The organism is Desulfofarcimen acetoxidans DSM 771 (assembly GCF_000024205.1).
Taxonomy (GTDB): Bacteria; Bacillota; Desulfotomaculia; order Desulfotomaculales; family Desulfofarciminaceae; genus Desulfofarcimen; species Desulfofarcimen acetoxidans.
Genome location: NC_013216.1, coordinates 797,250 through 813,177 on the forward strand (window position 1 = coordinate 797,250; position 15,928 = coordinate 813,177).

The window sequence follows — 15,928 nt, forward strand, 5'->3', positions numbered from 1 at the left end:
AAAATATTTGTACATAATATTAGGATAGAGAATACTGGTATGGAAAGATGAGGTGGGCAGGGCAATGCGAGTATTGATGTTATCCTGGGAATATCCGCCCAAGTCTGTTGGCGGGCTGGCTCAGCATGTTTACGATCTAACCTCCGCTCTGATTAAAGAGGAAACGGAGGTCTTTTTACTGACTTGCGGTTCGCCGGGAGCACCGGAATATGAGCAGATAAATGGCGTGCACGTATACAGGATAAACCCTTACCAGGTATCCAGTCCTGATTTTATAACCTGGGTAATGCAGTTAAACGTAGCCATGCTGGAGCGGGCGATTCCTTTAATCAATGATTTGCGCGATATACAAATTGTACATGCTCATGATTGGTTGGTGGCATATGCCGCCAGGGCGTTAAAGCATGCTCACCAGGTGCCTATGGTGGTTACTATTCATGCTACGGAATACGGGCGAAATAACGGTCTGCACAATGATTTGCAAAGGCATATCAGTGATATTGAGTGGTGGTTGTGTTATGAGGCTTGGCGCGTAATTTGCTGCAGTTTTTATATGAAAAATGAGTTGAGCTATGTGTTTCAAATCCCTCAGGATAAGCTCAAAGTAATTCCTAACGGTGTTAATCCGGAAAACTTTGTGCTTAAGGAAAGCAGGCTTTCCAGAGATGATTATGCCGCGCCGGATGAAAAAATCATTTTTTATGTGGGCAGGCTGGTACGGGAAAAGGGTGTTCAGGTTCTCCTGGAGGCAATGCCGGATATTTTGAGCCGGCAAGAAAAAACTAAACTCATAATAGCCGGAAAAGGTCCTCATGAGGCTCAATTGCGTGAACAGGCGGTACGGATGGGCATAGCGCACAGGGTTTATTTTACCGGCTACATAAATGACGAGGTTAGAAATGCTCTTTACCATTGGGCCGATGTGGCTGTTTTTCCCAGTCTTTACGAGCCTTTCGGGATAGTTGCTCTGGAAGCGATGGCTGCCAAAACCCCGGTAGTTGTAACGGATAACGGCGGACTAAGCGAGATAGTAATACACGGTGTGGATGGCTTGAAAGCCTACTGCGGCAACAGTCGTTCTCTGGCCGATAATATTTTGCCCATCCTCCAGCAGCGTAAACTGGCTGCGACACTTAGAGATAATGCCTATAGAAAAGTGGTAAAAGATTTTAATTGGTCTAAAATAGCTAAAAATACTATTCAAGTGTATAAGGAAGTTTTGAAAGAGCACCGAATGTCAAACTGGTCGGGACAAGATAACATGCAGGGTGTAATTGACCGTTTCAGCCGTTTATTTGGTAATGCCAGGACAAGTTGATATTAAATAAGAAAAAACAGCTGCTAAGGAGGCTTAGATGAATATGAAAGCAATTATTATGGCCGGCGGGGAAGGTTCCCGGTTAAGACCTCTTACTTGCGGTCGCCCTAAACCGATGGTTCCGGTATTAAATAAGCCGGTTATGTGTCATATTATAGATTTGCTCAAGCAGCACGGTATCACGGATATAGGTGTGACTCTACAGTATATGCCGGAAGCTATAAAAGATTATTTTGGCAGCGGTTCTCAGTTCGGTGTGAATATAAGCTATTTTGTGGAAGAATCTCCTTTGGGTACGGCAGGAAGTGTTAAAAACGCAGGCAACTTTTTGGATGAAACCTTTTTGGTAATCAGTGGGGATGCACTGACTGATCTGAACCTGTCAAAAGCTATAGAGTTTCATCGCAATCAGTGCTCGGATGCCACCATTTTATTGACCAGGGTTGATTGTCCTTTGGAGTATGGAGTGGTGATTACTGAAGAAAACGGCCGCATCAGGCGGTTTCTGGAGAAGCCCAGTTGGGGAGAAGTTTTCAGTGATACGGTTAATACCGGTATTTATATTTTGGAACCAGGTGTTTTGGATTATTTTAATCAGGGTCAGGTATTTGATTTCAGTAAAGACCTCTTTCCCAGGCTGTTAAAGGACAAGAAGCCTCTGTTTGGTCTTGTGCAGCAGGGTTATTGGTGTGATATCGGAAACCTGCGGCAGTACCTGCAGGCGCATTATGATGCGCTGTCCGGCAAGGTTAAGATAAGTATACCGGGAAAAGAAATTGCGCAGGGCGTGTGGGTTGGGAAAGGCGCATTAATAAGTGACAGCGTTGAAATGGAAGGCCCTCTGCTTATAGGTGAGAATTGCCATATAGGCAAAGGGGTAAAACTGGGTTCCTGCAGTGTAATAGGTGAAGGGTGTGTATTAAAAGAGGGTACTTCGGTGAAGCGAAGTGTTATCTGGAATCATGTTTTTACAGGTTCCGGGGCGGCGGTTCGCGGCGCTGTCCTGTGCAGCAGGGTGCAGGTGCAGGCTAACGCGCAGATTTATGAAGGAGCGGTAATAGGAGATGACTCTGTCATCAGGGAACACGGCATGATTAAACCGGATGTTAAGCTGTGGCCAAACAAATTAGTGGATATGGGATCGGTCGTTCAAAGCAGTTTAATCTGGGGCACCAGGCTGCCTAAGAAGATATTTGGGTTGGAGGGGATTACCGGACAGGTTAATGTAGATATTACGCCGGAGTATGCCTGCCGGGCAGGCGCGGCCTTTGGTTCCTGTCGTGGGGCAGGTGCCATGGTTGTGGTTAGCTGCGATAATTATCCCTCATCCGGAATGATTAAAGACGCTCTCGTGGCAGGTTTGCAGTCTGCCGGAGTAAAAGTTTTCGACCTGGGAATTGGGGTAACCCCCATGCACCGCATGGCAGTGCGTTTTATGGCGGCTAACGGCGGCATTCATGTCAAAAAATCTCCCTGGCATGAGGAAAAAACAAGTATGCTTTTTACTGACAGCCGGGGAGGCAACATTTCGCGTGGCGAAGAACGCAAACTGGAAAACATTTTTATGCGAGAAGATTTTCAACGGGCGGATATTAGCAGGTTGAACAAACCACAATCAGTGCATGGCATGCCGGAGGCTTATATACAGTCCATTGCCAGGCAGGCGCATATTGCTTTACTTGCTGATGCTGGGCTGCGGATAGTTATGATTTATGATAATACGAATTTGGAAAGATTTATTGCACCTTTATTCAAAGAACTTAATATCGATCTGCTGGATAACTGCCAGGAGGAGCTTGCTGAGGAAGGAAGCTGGTATAATTGCCAGTCTGTTTTGCCGCAATTATCAAAAAGTGTAGTGGAACAAAATGCTGATCTGGGAGTCATACTTGATCCCAATGCTGACAGCCTGTTGTTGCTGGATGGCTCAGGAAGGGTGATTAAGGATGAGTTGTTGACAGCTCTGATTGCCCTGGTAATCTTGAAAGAGCAAGGTGGCTCGGTAGTGGTGCCGATTACAGCTCCTCGTATTATCGAAACTCTGGCCGGACAATATAGCGGGCAGGTGATAAGAACCAAAACAGCGGTGCAGGATTTTCTGGAGCAAATATTGCAGTTGGAGAATCAGGAGCCTGGCAGCAGGGTGAGGGGTATTTCACAATTCTTTATGCATTTTGATGCCTTATCCGCGCTGGTAAGAATAATGAGTTTTTGCGTTGAGAATGATATCAGCTTGGCTGAGCTGGTGGATGAGATCCCTGATTTCTTTCTGGACAAGAAAGAAGTGGCTGTACCCTGGGAGGCAAAAGGTACTGTTATCAGAAAACTTGTGGAAAATCCGCCTGAAGAACACTTGGAACTGTTGGATGGTGTTAAGGTTTATCATCCCGAGGGTTGGGCACTGGTATTGCCGGATCCTGATAAACCGATTTGCCGTGTCTTATCTGAGGGGACCTCTATGGAAATCGCTGAATCGCTAACCGACATGTATGTTAATAAGATAAGTGAGATTGTCGGTGCAGCTGTTTAAAGTAATGGAAAAACCAGTGCCGATATAGTTATTGCCGGTAATATTGGCATATTAAAGTATATAATAAAGAAACCCGTCCTGCTTTATAACGAGACGGGTTTCTTTTTAGGATAAACAATTGCAAATTAATTTGAGCTATAAATTAATACCATATTTTTGCATCCGGTAAAGCAGCGTGGCCCGGGAAATGCCTAAATATTTAGCCGTTTTGGTTTGGTTGCGGTTGTGTTTCTCCAGAGCTTTAATAATTAAGTGTTTCTCTAATTCCGTAAGGGATATGCCGCTTTCCGGGAGGTTTAGCACAGGTGTTTCATATTCCTCAATATTGTCCAGTATCTCTCTGGGTAAATGCGCAGGCTGAATTTCAGACCCCTGGCAAAAGATTAAAGCTCTTTCTATAACATTTTGCAGTTCTCTTATATTTCCGGGCCAGTTATATCGGATAAGCAGCTTCATGGCCTCGGGTGAGATTTTTTTGCTGTGGGAAGTGTCAAATTTACCTAAAAAGTGATTGACCAGCAACGGAATATCATCTTTTCTGACCCTTAAAGGAGGCAGATTAATCCTCATTACGTTTAGCCGGTAGTAAAGATCTTCTCTAAAAGCTCCTCTGGCTATAGCCAGAGACAGGTCTGAATTAGTGGCGGCAATAATCCTCACATCCACGGATATGGTTTCAGTCCCACCCAATCTTTCAAAAGATCTCTCCTGTAAAACCCTTAAAAATTTAACCTGCATGCTAATAGGCATTTCGCCGATTTCATCTAAGAAAATAGTACCCTTGTCCGCTATTTCAAAACGTCCTTTCTTCTTGTTTAACGCTCCGGTAAAGGCACCTTTTTCATGGCCGAACAACTCACTCTCCAGAAGATGTTCCGGTAAAGCAGCGCAGTTTACCGCGATAAAAGGTTTGTCCGAGCGGTTGCTGGCATTATGAATCTCAACTGCCGCAACTTCTTTTCCGGTACCGCTTTCCCCGGTAATTAAAACAGTGGTATTTGTTTTCGCCACCTGCCGTATAAGGGAGGCTACCTCTTTGGTAGAGTCGCTCTGACCGATCATTCTGCCATATTTGCTGCTCAATTCCTGTCGTAAAAAATCGACTTCTGTTTCTAACTGGTGAACATGTAAAGCCTGTTTCAACAGCACCTTTAGCTCATCCAGTTTAAACGGCTTGGTGATATAGTCATTGGCGCCTAGCTTCATAGCTTCGATAGCCGTCTCAATTGTACCGTGGGCTGTCAGCATGATTACGGGCATACCGGCATTAATTTCTTTGATTTTGCGCAGAGCTTCCATTCCATCAATATCAGGCAGCCATAAGTCAAGAATAACGATGGAAGGTTCAATTTCTTGCGCCAGAGCAATTCCTTGCAGGCCTTCCGTGCTGGTTATTACCTGGTAGCCCTCGTGACTCAGGGCTCTGTCCAAAGCCCAGCACATTTTTTCTTCATCATCAATTACCAATATACGAGGTATCAACTTGACCGCCCCCTTTAAAATGATTTTGCTCTACGGGAAGTATGATGGTGAAAATTGCGCCTTGTCCCCGGATGCTGTCAACTTTAATAGTTCCTCCATGCATATTCAGGTTTTGATAGCAAATAGGCAGGCCCAGCCCTGTTCCTGTTGCTTTAGTGGTATAAAAGGGATCAAAGATTAATGTCTTCAGCTCAGGGGAAATGCCTTCACCTGAATCCTTGAATTGAATGGATAGGAATTTATCCTTGCAAGTAGTCGTTATTTCCATCATTCCACCATCAGGCATGGCTTCGGCGGCATTAACAATGAGGTTAACGAAGACTTGTTTTAATTTCTCTGTATCTACCCAAATTAGCGGTATTGACTCTTGAAAGGCCAGGTGAACTGTTATATTTTGTTTTCTCAACATGGCGCTGGAAAAGGATAGGACGCCGGTCAACAAGTCGTTAACCGAACATTTCTTAAATGCGCATTTGCTTGGCCGGCCAAAATCAAGCAATTCCTGTATGACAGTATTTTGGCGGTCAACCTGCTCCTCTATAGATCTGGTGAATTCCTCAATGCCCGTCACCAGTGAATATTCATTATGCATCAACTCTGCCAGGGTTTTTATAATACCGGCCGGATTTCTAAGTTCGTGCGCAACTCCTGTGGCTAAACGTCCCAAGGCTATCAGGTGTTCGGATTGTCTCAGTTGGTTTTCTAATCTTTCTTTTTCAGATAGTGCCACAGCCATTTTATTTATTGCTGCTGCTACTTGTCCCAATTCTCCGCTCATTTCCGGCAGCAGCAGGTGAATATCCTTCTCCATATCCTGCAGGCCGCGTTTCAACCGGTTGACTCCTGTGGTGATATTGCGCACAATGAATAAGGTGCCGGCAATGCCCAGGGCCAGCACGAAAATTATAAAATAGCGTACCAGTTTTCTGAAGTAACTGTTCTGATAGAATATGGGATTTAGTCTTTCTCCTGCCCACATGACTGCAATCAGCTTGTTTTGAACTATTACGGGGCAAATATATTCCACTACCTGGTCGTCCCAGGTACCGGTAATTCTAAAAAGAGGTTCTTTGCTCATTTGGGTTGCCACCAAACCTGATTTTGTTTTCTTAAAAATATCTTTTTCTCTTATGGTTTCTTCTTCAGGCGATAGATTGCGGTAATTATGCAGAAAGCCTAAGACTGTTATTTTATTGGAATCCGGGACATAGAGACCGAAGCGAATACCTGTATTGGCCGGCACATAGGGCTGTATGACATTAACAAATGTTTTATGCAGGACTGTTTGAGCCAGCGCCTGCGTGTCGCTTTCAGTATTGACAAGATTCTTAATATATTCCTCTTTAGCGCTGTTGACCAGGGATTCCAATCTTTTCTCTTTATCCAAGAAAACTACTTTATCTGTGCGGGAGGCAAAGGAAATATCATAGATTAAAGCCGCAAGCGGAATAAGCATAATGGCGGCAGTAATAATTATAATTTGATTCGTAAGGCTTTTTTCGTGAAAGAAGGAAAAATATTGTTGAAATTTCAGGTTAATCATCCTTTCCCGCCTGTATTAATACCTCAAATGCATTATATAATACATATCCCTGTAGGAAAAGATTCATTTTTAAAAAGTCCCGCCAAATAATTTTTTCGAGTAGATACTGCTTAATTGCAACTAATTGTATTATATAATACAGCGATGAATTAGATAGTGCATTGGTGCAGCAAATAAGACAGCCATTTGGAGTGTTGAAATTGCAGTGTTTTTGTGAATAATCCGAAAAGTGTTGTAGCATATGATGCAGTTCGAGTTGCCGTTTGCCTGTATTAATACGGCCTTTAATAATGGTACATCTCTTGCATAAAGTGTTTGCGGGTGCTATGTACAGAGTGACTGCGCGCGCTGCTCTTTTAGTACTTTTATATATATTAATTGTTGATAATATTAATTTTTGATTTGGAGGCTGCATAATGATTGGTGGTATGCAAGAGCAGTTAGGATTAATGGTTATTCTTCTGTACCTTTCAGGGGCTATTCTCCCATTGCTGCTCAAGACCAGCCGAAAACTGTCCCTGTGGCTGGGCTGCTTTTTAGGAGGGGCCGCCGGTTTACTGGGTTTGGGATTGGGTCTGGCATCGTTGTTGGCACCCGAACCCTGGACCGTTAATCTGGGAACGGTTTTGCCGGGAGTTGTTTTTCAGATTGTTATGGACGGGTTAAGCGGTTTTTTTGTGGCTACAATTTCGCTGGTTGTAGCTCTGGTAAGCTTTTATTCCTGGAATTATATGAGTATTTATAAAACTGAGAATATTGCCTGGTGGAGTTTTTGCTATAATGTTTTTGTTTTGTCCATGCTTTTGGTGGTAACTGTCACCAATGCCATCATGTTTCTTATTTTCTGGGAACTAATGACTCTAGCTTCTTATTTTCTGGTTACTTTTGAATATCGCCACCAGCAGGTGCGCAAAGCCGGTTTTAGTTATATTGTCATGACGCACCTCGGCACAGTTTTTATTATGACAGCTTTCTTTTTGATGTTTAAAGGTACCGGGGGATGGGATTTTGCTGTTTTGTCCGCTAACAGCCATGGTTTGCCGGACGCAGTAAAGAGCCTGATTTTTGTTTGCGCATTAATCGGTTTTGGGACTAAAGCCGGTATTGTTCCGCTGCATATCTGGCTGCCGTTGGCGCACCCGGCTGCTCCCAGCAATGTATCCGCGGTGATGAGCGGTGTTATGTTGAAAACGGCTATATACGGTATGATTCGTCTGATTATTGATATTTTAGGTCCGGGCCCTGCCTGGTGGGGCGGTGTAGTACTGGCAGTCGGCGTAGTTTCAGCTGTCATGGGTGTTTTATATGCTTTGATGGAACATGACATGAAGCGGCTTCTGGCTTTTCACAGTGTGGAGAATATAGGCATTATTCTGATGGGCTTAGGGACAGCGCTTATTTTTTATGCCTGGTCTATGCCTGTTGCCGCCGCTGTTGCCCTGGCGGCCGGGCTGTTTCATGTGCTGAATCACGCTATTTTTAAAAGCCTTTTGTTTTTGGGGACTGGCTCGGTCTATTATACAACTCACAGCAAGGATATTGAGGAATTGGGCGGGCTGATTAAAAAAATGCCGCAAACAGCACTGCTTTTTCTGGTCGGAGCTATATCTATATCAGCTATACCTCCGTTTAACGGTTTTGCCAGTGAATATCAAATATATCAATCTTTATTGGGTATGTCTTATCAAAAAGTATCTGCGTTCTGGAGTATTGCCGGTGTTTTATCCGGAGTTGCTCTGGCTTTGACAGGCGCTTTAGCTGCAGCCTGTTTTGTTAAGGCCTTTGGAATCAGCTTTCTGGCACTGCCCAGAACAAAAAAGGCGGCCGCGGCTGAGGAAGTACCCTTTTTGATGAGAATAAGTATGGCCCCTCTGGCTGTGTTATGTCTGCTTTTCGGTGTTGCCCCGGGATTGGTATTGAATAATATAACGCCTTTAATCGAACAACTGGTGCCTGGAACGCCACTGCCTGAAATTGCGACTTACAATATGAATTTAACTTTGCTGCTTGTATTGGTCGGTGTTTTTCTCTTTGTTGCCAGTAAGCTGACGGGGGCCAAGAAAGTCAGGCGGACCGAAACCTGGGGCTGCGGCATAGAATTAACCGCCGAGATGGAATATACCGCTGCTTCCTTTTCTCAGCCTGTGCGCAGGACTTATCGTGCAATTCTACAGCCTAAAAGGAAGGTGAAAAACAATTACCGGTTGTTGCCTTATTTCGATTTCCATATTCACTTTGATGAACATGTTAGACCGGTTATTGAGGATTTCTTATATAATCCCTTGAGAAAAACGATTATTAAAACCTCAAAAATATGGCAGCATATTCAGAGCGGGAGTATAAATTTATATCTCGGCTATATCTTTATAACGCTGGTAGTTTTGCTGGTTTGGGCCAGATAGGAGGTTTAAACTGTGTCTGATCAATTGGTTATTATGGGCGGGCAAATTATTTTGTTATTGCTCTTGGCGCCTCTGGTGAACGGTATTATTAAGAAAACCAAAGCATTGATGCAATGCAGGCGCGGCCCCGGTATTTTTCAGCCTTATTTTGATGTGATCAAGTTTTTAAAGCGGGAACCGGTGGTATCGGACAATACATCATGGATTACCCTTTTAACCCCGTATGTTTGTTTGACTGCTTACCTGACTGCTGGCAGTTTGATCCCTATGTGGGTGAAGACCGGTTTTGGTTTTGGTGATTTGATTGCTTTAACCTATCTTTTTGCCTTGTCCAGATTCTTTCTTGCTTTAGCAGGCTTGGAACCGGCCAGTGCCTTCGGAGGCATGGGTTCGAGCAGGGAGATGATGATTGCAACTCTGGTTGAACCGGTAATGGTAACAGGTTTATTTGGACTGGCTTTACTGGCTGGAACTACAGATCTGGCAGGCATCAGGGGTGCCGGGCACAATCCGGTGGGTCTGTTGGCTTTTATCGGCTTAATGTTTGTAACGGTAGCGGAAACGGGTCGTATTCCGGTGGATAATCCTGATACACACCTTGAATTGACTATGGTGCACGAAGCTATGCTGTTGGAATATGCCGGGAGACAGGTGGGCTTTTTGCACCTGGCGGCTATGGTTAAACAAACGGTGCTGCTGGTTCTTTTGATACACTTATTTTGGCCTCTGGCTGCAGGTGCTTCTCCGGCTCTGGCACTGTTGATTATGATTGGAAAAGTGATTGTTTTAGGATTGGCTCTGGCTGTGATTGAAACAAGCATGGCCAAGATGAGGTTGTTTAAGCTGCCGGAACTGATGGCAGGGGGAGCTACCTTTTGCCTGCTGGCATTGTTAATTTATTGTTTGGTATAGGGGGGGTTAGGGTGCTTGTAGTTGATTTTTTGGCAGTGGTTTTTCTGATGTCAGGCTTATTAATGCTGGCCGGCAAGAGTATTCCGAATAATATAAATCTGCTGGCTGTTCAGTCCCTGGCTTTAAGCAGCATGGCTTTCTATATGGGTTATAACCAGGGTGCAAATGGTACACATATGTTTTTAGTGGGCGGGTTGACCCTGCTAATCAAGGTGGTTATTCTGCCCTGGGTGCTCTTTAAGCTGGTTTACAGCGTTAAGGTTGACCGGGAAGCTTCCCTTTCCGTGGGTTTGATTCCTTCTATTTTAATAGGCATATTATTAATAGGTCTTTCTTATGACTATGCAGTACCTGTTCTGCTGGAGGAACTCCCCGGAGGTCACCTGCTTTCAGCCGCTCTATCCACAGTTTTGCTGGGCTGTTTTTTTATGATCAGCAGGCGAACCGCTATAAGCCAGTTAATTGGTATAGTAGTTATGGAAAACGGGTTGTTTTTGTGCGCTGTTGCTGTTACCGGAGGCATGCCTCTGATTATTGAACTGGGTATTTTCTTTGACGTTTTAGTCGGTGCTTTAGTCATGGGTATAATGACTTATCAGATAAGAGGAACTTTTGATACTCTTGATACTAAATATTTGAATAAATTAAAGGGGTGAGAGAAATGTTATACCTCTTATTGGCTGTACCGGTTATAACGGCAGTGCTGTGTTTTTTACCCATGAGAGCTTCCGCTGTGGAAAAGATAAACATTTGGGGTGCTTTGTTGACCGGCTGCACAGCAATCTATTGTATTTTTCAAGCCTTGGTTTCCGGAAGTGCTGCGGTAAAGTCCTCTTTTCTGGTACTGGATGCACTTTCCTCTGTGTTTGTCTTTATAATTGGCGTTGTGGGGACAATTTGCTGCCTGTATGCGGTCAGTTATCTCAGGAGGGATCAAGAAAGAGGAGAGTTGGAGCAGCGCCGCACGGGTATTTTCTTCGGTCTTTTGCACTTATTTCTAGCCAGCATGTATTTAGCGGTGCTGGCCGATAACTTGGGTGTTATGTGGGTGGCTATTGAAGCTACCACTATAGTTTCGGCTCTGCTGGTTGGTTTTTACGGTCATAAGGAGTCACTGGAAGCTGCCTGGAAATATATTATTATTTGTACGGTAGGCATTGCTTTTGCGATGCTAGGTATAATATTTACTTATTATGCTGTCAGAGGAATTTCCGGTGGAGAAGAAATCAGCCTTAGCTGGCGGCTGCTTTTTTCTATGGCCGGGCAGATTGACCCCTCTTTGATGAAACTGGCTTTTATTTTTGTGCTGGTCGGGTATGGGACAAAAGCCGGTTTGTTCCCCCTGCATACATGGTTGCCGGACGCTCACAGTCAGGCACCTTCACCTGTAAGCGCGCTTTTATCAGGGGTCTTGTTGAATTGTGCTGTTTATGCCATCATCAGGTTTCACCTGCTGACAGTTAAATCTGTCGGGGGAAACTTCTCCGCCAAACTGTTGATAATTTTTGGCTTATTGTCAATGGTAGGTTCTTTGCCTTTTATCCTGGTGCAGAAGGATATTAAGAGGCTGCTTGCTTATTCAAGTGTTGAACACATAGGCATTATTGTGCTTGGTGTGGGTATCGGCGGGGTTTTAGGCTATACAGGAGCACTGCTGCATTTAATCAACCATGCTCTTGGCAAGTCGGTTCTTTTTTTAAGTGCAGGTACTTTGACGCAGAAGTATAACAGCAAGTTAATCCCTAAAATGAAAGGTATCGGTCAATTGCTTCCGATCACTTCTACTGTATTCATGGCCAGCCTGCTGGCTATTGGAGGGGCTCCTCCTTTCGGGCTGTTTATCAGTGAACTTAATGTAGCTTCCGGCGGTTTTGCCTATGTGGGAAAAAGTGTTGGTTTTATATTTCTTATGGTAATTGCTATTGTATTTGCCGGTTTGATTTATTTTGCCGGTAAAATGTATTTCAGTAATTTGCCGAAGAGATTTATTCAAGGAGAGAGGTTTTCGTTCAACCATGTACTGATCCTGCTGCCTCTTTGCTTATTGATAATGCAGGGTATTTATATGCCTGATGCATTTCAGAGTCTGATAGGAAAGGTAGTCAACTATTTGATTGTTGGAGGTATCTAAGGTGAATACTGGTGTTATCTGGAAGGAACTGCAAGACGAGCAGAACTGTGACATATTGCAATTTACTACCGAACTGGCAATTCGCACGATAAAGCTGGGAGTGCCTGCTGCCAGCTTTATGGAAACGGTAAAAAGATTAAAGGCTGAGGGAGCCTATTTATTGACCATGACAGGGGTTGACGAAAGAGATTATAACGGACATTTTAGTGTCTATTCTGTTTTCGGTTTGCCGGGTGATACTACTCTGGTAGAAACCAAAATAGTATTGAACGCGGAAAACCCCACTTTTACGTCAATATCACCTGTGATGCCCTCAGCTCACTGGTTGGAAAGGGAAATCAAGGATATGCTGGGCATTGTGCCCTATGGCCATCCTGATTTACGCAGGGTAGCGGTTCACCCTGATTGGCCGCAGGATGTTTTCCCCATGAGAAAAGATTTTATTGCGGGCCGGCAGGTGCCCCGTGTACAAGGAGAAATGCAATTCTGTAAGGTCGAGGGCGAGGGTCTTTACCAGGTTCCGGTAGGTCCCGTGCATGCCGGGATTATTGAACCCGGTCACTTTAGATTTTTTACTTTTGGCGAGGACGTTATTAATTTACAGGCTCAATTATTTTATACTCACCGTGGTATTGAGAAAACAGCCGAGGGAAAACACTTCCTTGACGCCGTCTTAGTGGCGGAAAGAGTATGCGGGGTTTGCTCGGCTTCCCATGCGGTATCTTATGCCCAGGCAATTGAAAGCCTGGCGGGCATTAACGCCCCGTTAAGGGCAAGATACATTCGGACCGTACTGCTGGAGATGGAGAGGCTATATAATCATGTGGGGGATATTGGCAATATGTGCGCTGGCATCGGTTTTTCCTTTGGCATTAGCAGGGGAGCGGAATTGAAAGAACGCTTGATGAGAATGAATATGAAACTGGCCGGACACAGGTACCTGCGCGGAACTGTTGTTCCGGGGGGTGTAAAGATTGATCTAAAGGATACAGAGGGGATCGGTCGTGCTTTGGATACTGTAAAGAGAGAATTGAAAGAGTTGACCGACACCATGCTCAGTTCCCAGTCTCTTCTTGACCGAATGCAGACAACCGGTGTTCTGCCGACAGATGCGGCCCGTGACCTGGGCGCCACCGGACCTGCCGCCAGAGCGTCAGGCGTGAACAGAGATTTAAGAAGGGAATTCCCTTATGCGGCTTACAGAAGGGTTTCCTTTCAGGTGCCTATTCAACACGAAGGCGATGTTTATTGCCGTTTGATACAAAGGATAGAAGAAAGCGAGCAGTCATTTGATATTATACGCCAGGTTTTTAATAACCTGCCCGCAGGTGAATTGCAAGCGCCTATCACTTATCTTCAGCCTTACCATACGGCTGTCGGATATACTGAATCCGCCAGGGGGGCTAATGTCCACTGGGTTATGAGCGGGCCGGACAATACTGTTTACCGTTATATGGTTCGTTCTGCTTCTCATTGTAATTGGCCGGTAGTTCCCCTGTGTTTGCCCGGAAATATTGTACCGGACTTTCCATTGATTAATAAGAGCTTTGAATTATGTTATGCCTGCCTTGACCGGTAGGGGGAGGGCAAAAATGCTGAAATTATTTAAAGGCTTAATGAAAACCAGAATTGTAACGGAAGATCCCCGGACCTGGGGGGAAAGCATGGGCAGGGGTCTTCCCCAGATAGATATGAAACTTTGTCAGAAAGACTGCAATAACTGTGAGGCTGTTTGTCCTGTGGGAGCAATAGCAGGCAAAACTGTTAACAGCAGGCTGTGTATTTATTGTCACGCTTGCCGTGAGGTCTGCCCGGTTGGAGCGATTGGCGAGACGGAAGTTCCTGTTCTGACAGCACCTGCGTCAGCGGAAGACCTGGGCAGGGCCTTGCGTGAAAAAATTAAAAAAATATGCCACAGGTCACTGCATATTCGTTATGTCGATGCCGGGGCCTGTAATGGCTGCGATTTTGAAATTAATTCTATGACCAATCCTGTATATGATATACAGCAGTATGGCGTGGATTTCGTAGCTTCCCCCCGCCATGCGGATATGCTTTTAGTTACAGGTGTTGTCACCAGAAATTTGGAAATTGCCTTGCATAAAACCTATGAAGCCTGTCCCAGACCGGCCTTAGTGGTGGCTGTGGGAGCCTGCGCCTGTGGCGGCGGGGTTTTTAAAGAAGCCTATGCCTCCGGTGGCGGTGTGGACAAGTTTTTGCCCGTAGACGTCTATGTGCCCGGTTGTCCACCGACACCTGCGCAAATTATAAAAGGGATATTGACTGCTATTGGCAGGCTTTAAGCGGGATGCGGCATAAGCATAATTTTCCGGAGTATAAAAAAAGGGGGCTCCTAAAGGCACGGTTTAATAGGGAAACTTATTGAACCATACTCCAAACCGATACAGAAATGCGAAAAAGAGAGGTAATGCTGAAAAACATTGGCTCTCTTTTTCGCCATGTAGTTGAGGCTGGATTTTGGACAAGATTTGTAAAATTTTTTGGTGGGGGTAGCTTTTACCGCATCTAACCTCTACGACCAAACTTTAGGCATCACATTAGACGATAAAACGAATATTAATGTATAAAGCGACCCAGTTTATATAGATAATTACATGTTCATACTATACAAAAAGCCTTGATTCTATGTTAAGATATAGTCAACGAGAGAGGAGTGTTAACATGGCAAAAAGTATACTTCTTGAAGATGCTATCTATGAAATTGCCGATGTTGATAAAAACAATAATCAGAAAGGTGAAATTGTCGTAGGCAAGGATTTTGATTTTTGGTTAAGCGAAGGTGATAGTGTTTATGACGACCTCTATGGGGACGAAATTTAATCAAGGTGACATTTGGATTGCAAGAGTTCGGTTTATTCAAGACCTTTCAAAAGTAAAGGCTAGACCTGTAGTAATAGTTGGGAAAAACATTGCCCATGAGACGGACGTAATTATTAACCCAATCACTACAGAAAGTCCTCGCACTGATTTTGATATTCCCATCATCAACTGGCAAAAAGCCGGTTTAGCAGGGCCATCTATTATAAGAGCTTCAAAACCCCTTACGATAATTGGATCTGAACTCCATAAAAAAATTGGTGAGTTAGACCCTGATGATCTAGTTAAAGTCTTACAAAAAAATAGAGAGCTTTATTAAACCACCTAAGTTAACTAAACAGTTGCGGTGGTTTAATTATTATTACACAACTACTGCTTTACAATAATGTTTAGTGGCTTGAAACGATATGTAGATTATTTTCCTCCACTGGCTCATTATATGGTACGCTGGTCATTATTCTCATAGTAAAACTACGTAGCATCTCGATAGCATCCTCAAATTCTTTTTTATCCATCATAACGTTTAATACTAAAATGTTACACCGAGATTAACGAACTGACCGGCGAACTTTTGAATCTGTTTATCAAGCGGATTGAAGTCGGTGAACGTGATGAGCGATATTCCAGAACCGCGGGGCAGAAGATCGTCATCCACTACCGGTACATCGGCGTAATCAGTGCCTTCGCAGAAGAAGCCGAGAAAATAGCCGTTTAGAGAAGGAAGGCAGACAGCGAAATCTGCTGCCTTCCTTCTCTAAACCCACGGTTCAAC

Annotated in this window: 13 protein-coding genes; 11 read left to right on the forward strand and 2 right to left on the reverse strand. The window is 44.3% G+C overall.

Going from position 1 to position 15,928, the window contains the following annotated elements:
- The first annotated feature begins 64 nt into the window (after positions 1 to 64).
- Together DTOX_RS03820 and DTOX_RS03825 are read left to right on the forward strand one after the other, a co-directional pair.
- Complete coding sequence (locus tag DTOX_RS03820) at positions 65 to 1,318, forward strand: glycosyltransferase family 4 protein (RefSeq protein ID WP_015756414.1); 1,254 nt, start codon at positions 65 to 67, stop codon at positions 1,316 to 1,318.
- Positions 1,319 to 1,361: 43 nt separating this feature from the next.
- Positions 1,362 to 3,848 (forward strand): mannose-1-phosphate guanyltransferase, encoded by a 2,487-nt coding sequence (locus DTOX_RS03825; protein WP_042316642.1) that lies wholly within the window; start codon positions 1,362 to 1,364, stop codon positions 3,846 to 3,848.
- Between the two features lie 135 nt (positions 3,849 to 3,983).
- On the opposite strand, the gene DTOX_RS03830 is transcribed toward DTOX_RS03825, so the two are convergent.
- Positions 3,984 to 5,330 carry a sigma-54-dependent transcriptional regulator gene (locus DTOX_RS03830; protein WP_015756416.1) on the reverse strand — a complete coding sequence of 449 codons (1,347 nt, stop codon included), beginning with the start codon at positions 5,328 to 5,330 and terminating at the stop codon, positions 3,984 to 3,986.
- Complete coding sequence (locus DTOX_RS03835) at positions 5,305 to 6,873, reverse strand: ATP-binding protein (protein WP_015756417.1); 1,569 nt, start codon at positions 6,871 to 6,873, stop codon at positions 5,305 to 5,307. Before DTOX_RS03835 ends, DTOX_RS03830 begins: the two co-directional genes overlap by 26 nt.
- Before the next feature lie 416 nt (positions 6,874 to 7,289).
- On the opposite strand from DTOX_RS03835, the gene hyfB reads away from it, so the two are divergent.
- From hyfB to DTOX_RS21955, 9 genes are all read left to right on the forward strand, one after another.
- Complete coding sequence (gene hyfB / locus DTOX_RS03845) at positions 7,290 to 9,275, forward strand: hydrogenase 4 subunit B (RefSeq protein WP_015756418.1); 1,986 nt, start codon at positions 7,290 to 7,292, stop codon at positions 9,273 to 9,275.
- Between the two features lie 12 nt (positions 9,276 to 9,287).
- Entirely contained in the window at positions 9,288 to 10,187 is a 900-nt protein-coding gene (locus tag DTOX_RS03850; RefSeq protein ID WP_015756419.1) for a respiratory chain complex I subunit 1 family protein, read from the forward strand.
- A gap of 11 nt (positions 10,188 to 10,198) precedes the next feature.
- A complete protein-coding gene (locus tag DTOX_RS03855) occupies positions 10,199 to 10,843 on the forward strand; it encodes an NADH-quinone oxidoreductase subunit K (RefSeq protein WP_015756420.1) in 645 nt (214 codons plus the stop codon).
- Positions 10,844 to 10,848: 5 nt separating this feature from the next.
- Entirely contained in the window at positions 10,849 to 12,318 is a 1,470-nt protein-coding gene (locus DTOX_RS03860) for a hydrogenase 4 subunit F (protein ID WP_015756421.1), read from the forward strand.
- 1 nt (position 12,319) lies between these two features.
- The gene (locus DTOX_RS03865; protein ID WP_015756422.1) at positions 12,320 to 13,897 is read left to right on the forward strand and encodes a hydrogenase large subunit; all 1,578 of its coding nucleotides are present in this window, start codon (positions 12,320 to 12,322) and stop codon (positions 13,895 to 13,897) included.
- A 13-nt stretch (positions 13,898 to 13,910) separates the two neighbouring features.
- Positions 13,911 to 14,621 (forward strand): NADH-quinone oxidoreductase subunit NuoB, encoded by a 711-nt coding sequence (locus DTOX_RS03870; protein ID WP_015756423.1) that lies wholly within the window; start codon positions 13,911 to 13,913, stop codon positions 14,619 to 14,621.
- A 379-nt stretch (positions 14,622 to 15,000) separates the two neighbouring features.
- Complete coding sequence (locus DTOX_RS22840; RefSeq protein ID WP_015756424.1) at positions 15,001 to 15,159, forward strand: hypothetical protein; 159 nt, start codon at positions 15,001 to 15,003, stop codon at positions 15,157 to 15,159.
- Positions 15,131 to 15,475 (forward strand): type II toxin-antitoxin system PemK/MazF family toxin, encoded by a 345-nt coding sequence (locus tag DTOX_RS03875; protein ID WP_015756425.1) that lies wholly within the window; start codon positions 15,131 to 15,133, stop codon positions 15,473 to 15,475. Before DTOX_RS22840 ends, DTOX_RS03875 begins: the two co-directional genes overlap by 29 nt.
- A gap of 207 nt (positions 15,476 to 15,682) precedes the next feature.
- Complete coding sequence (locus DTOX_RS21955) at positions 15,683 to 15,871, forward strand: DUF4368 domain-containing protein (RefSeq protein WP_083773359.1); 189 nt, start codon at positions 15,683 to 15,685, stop codon at positions 15,869 to 15,871.
- Positions 15,872 to 15,928: the final 57 nt, after the last annotated feature.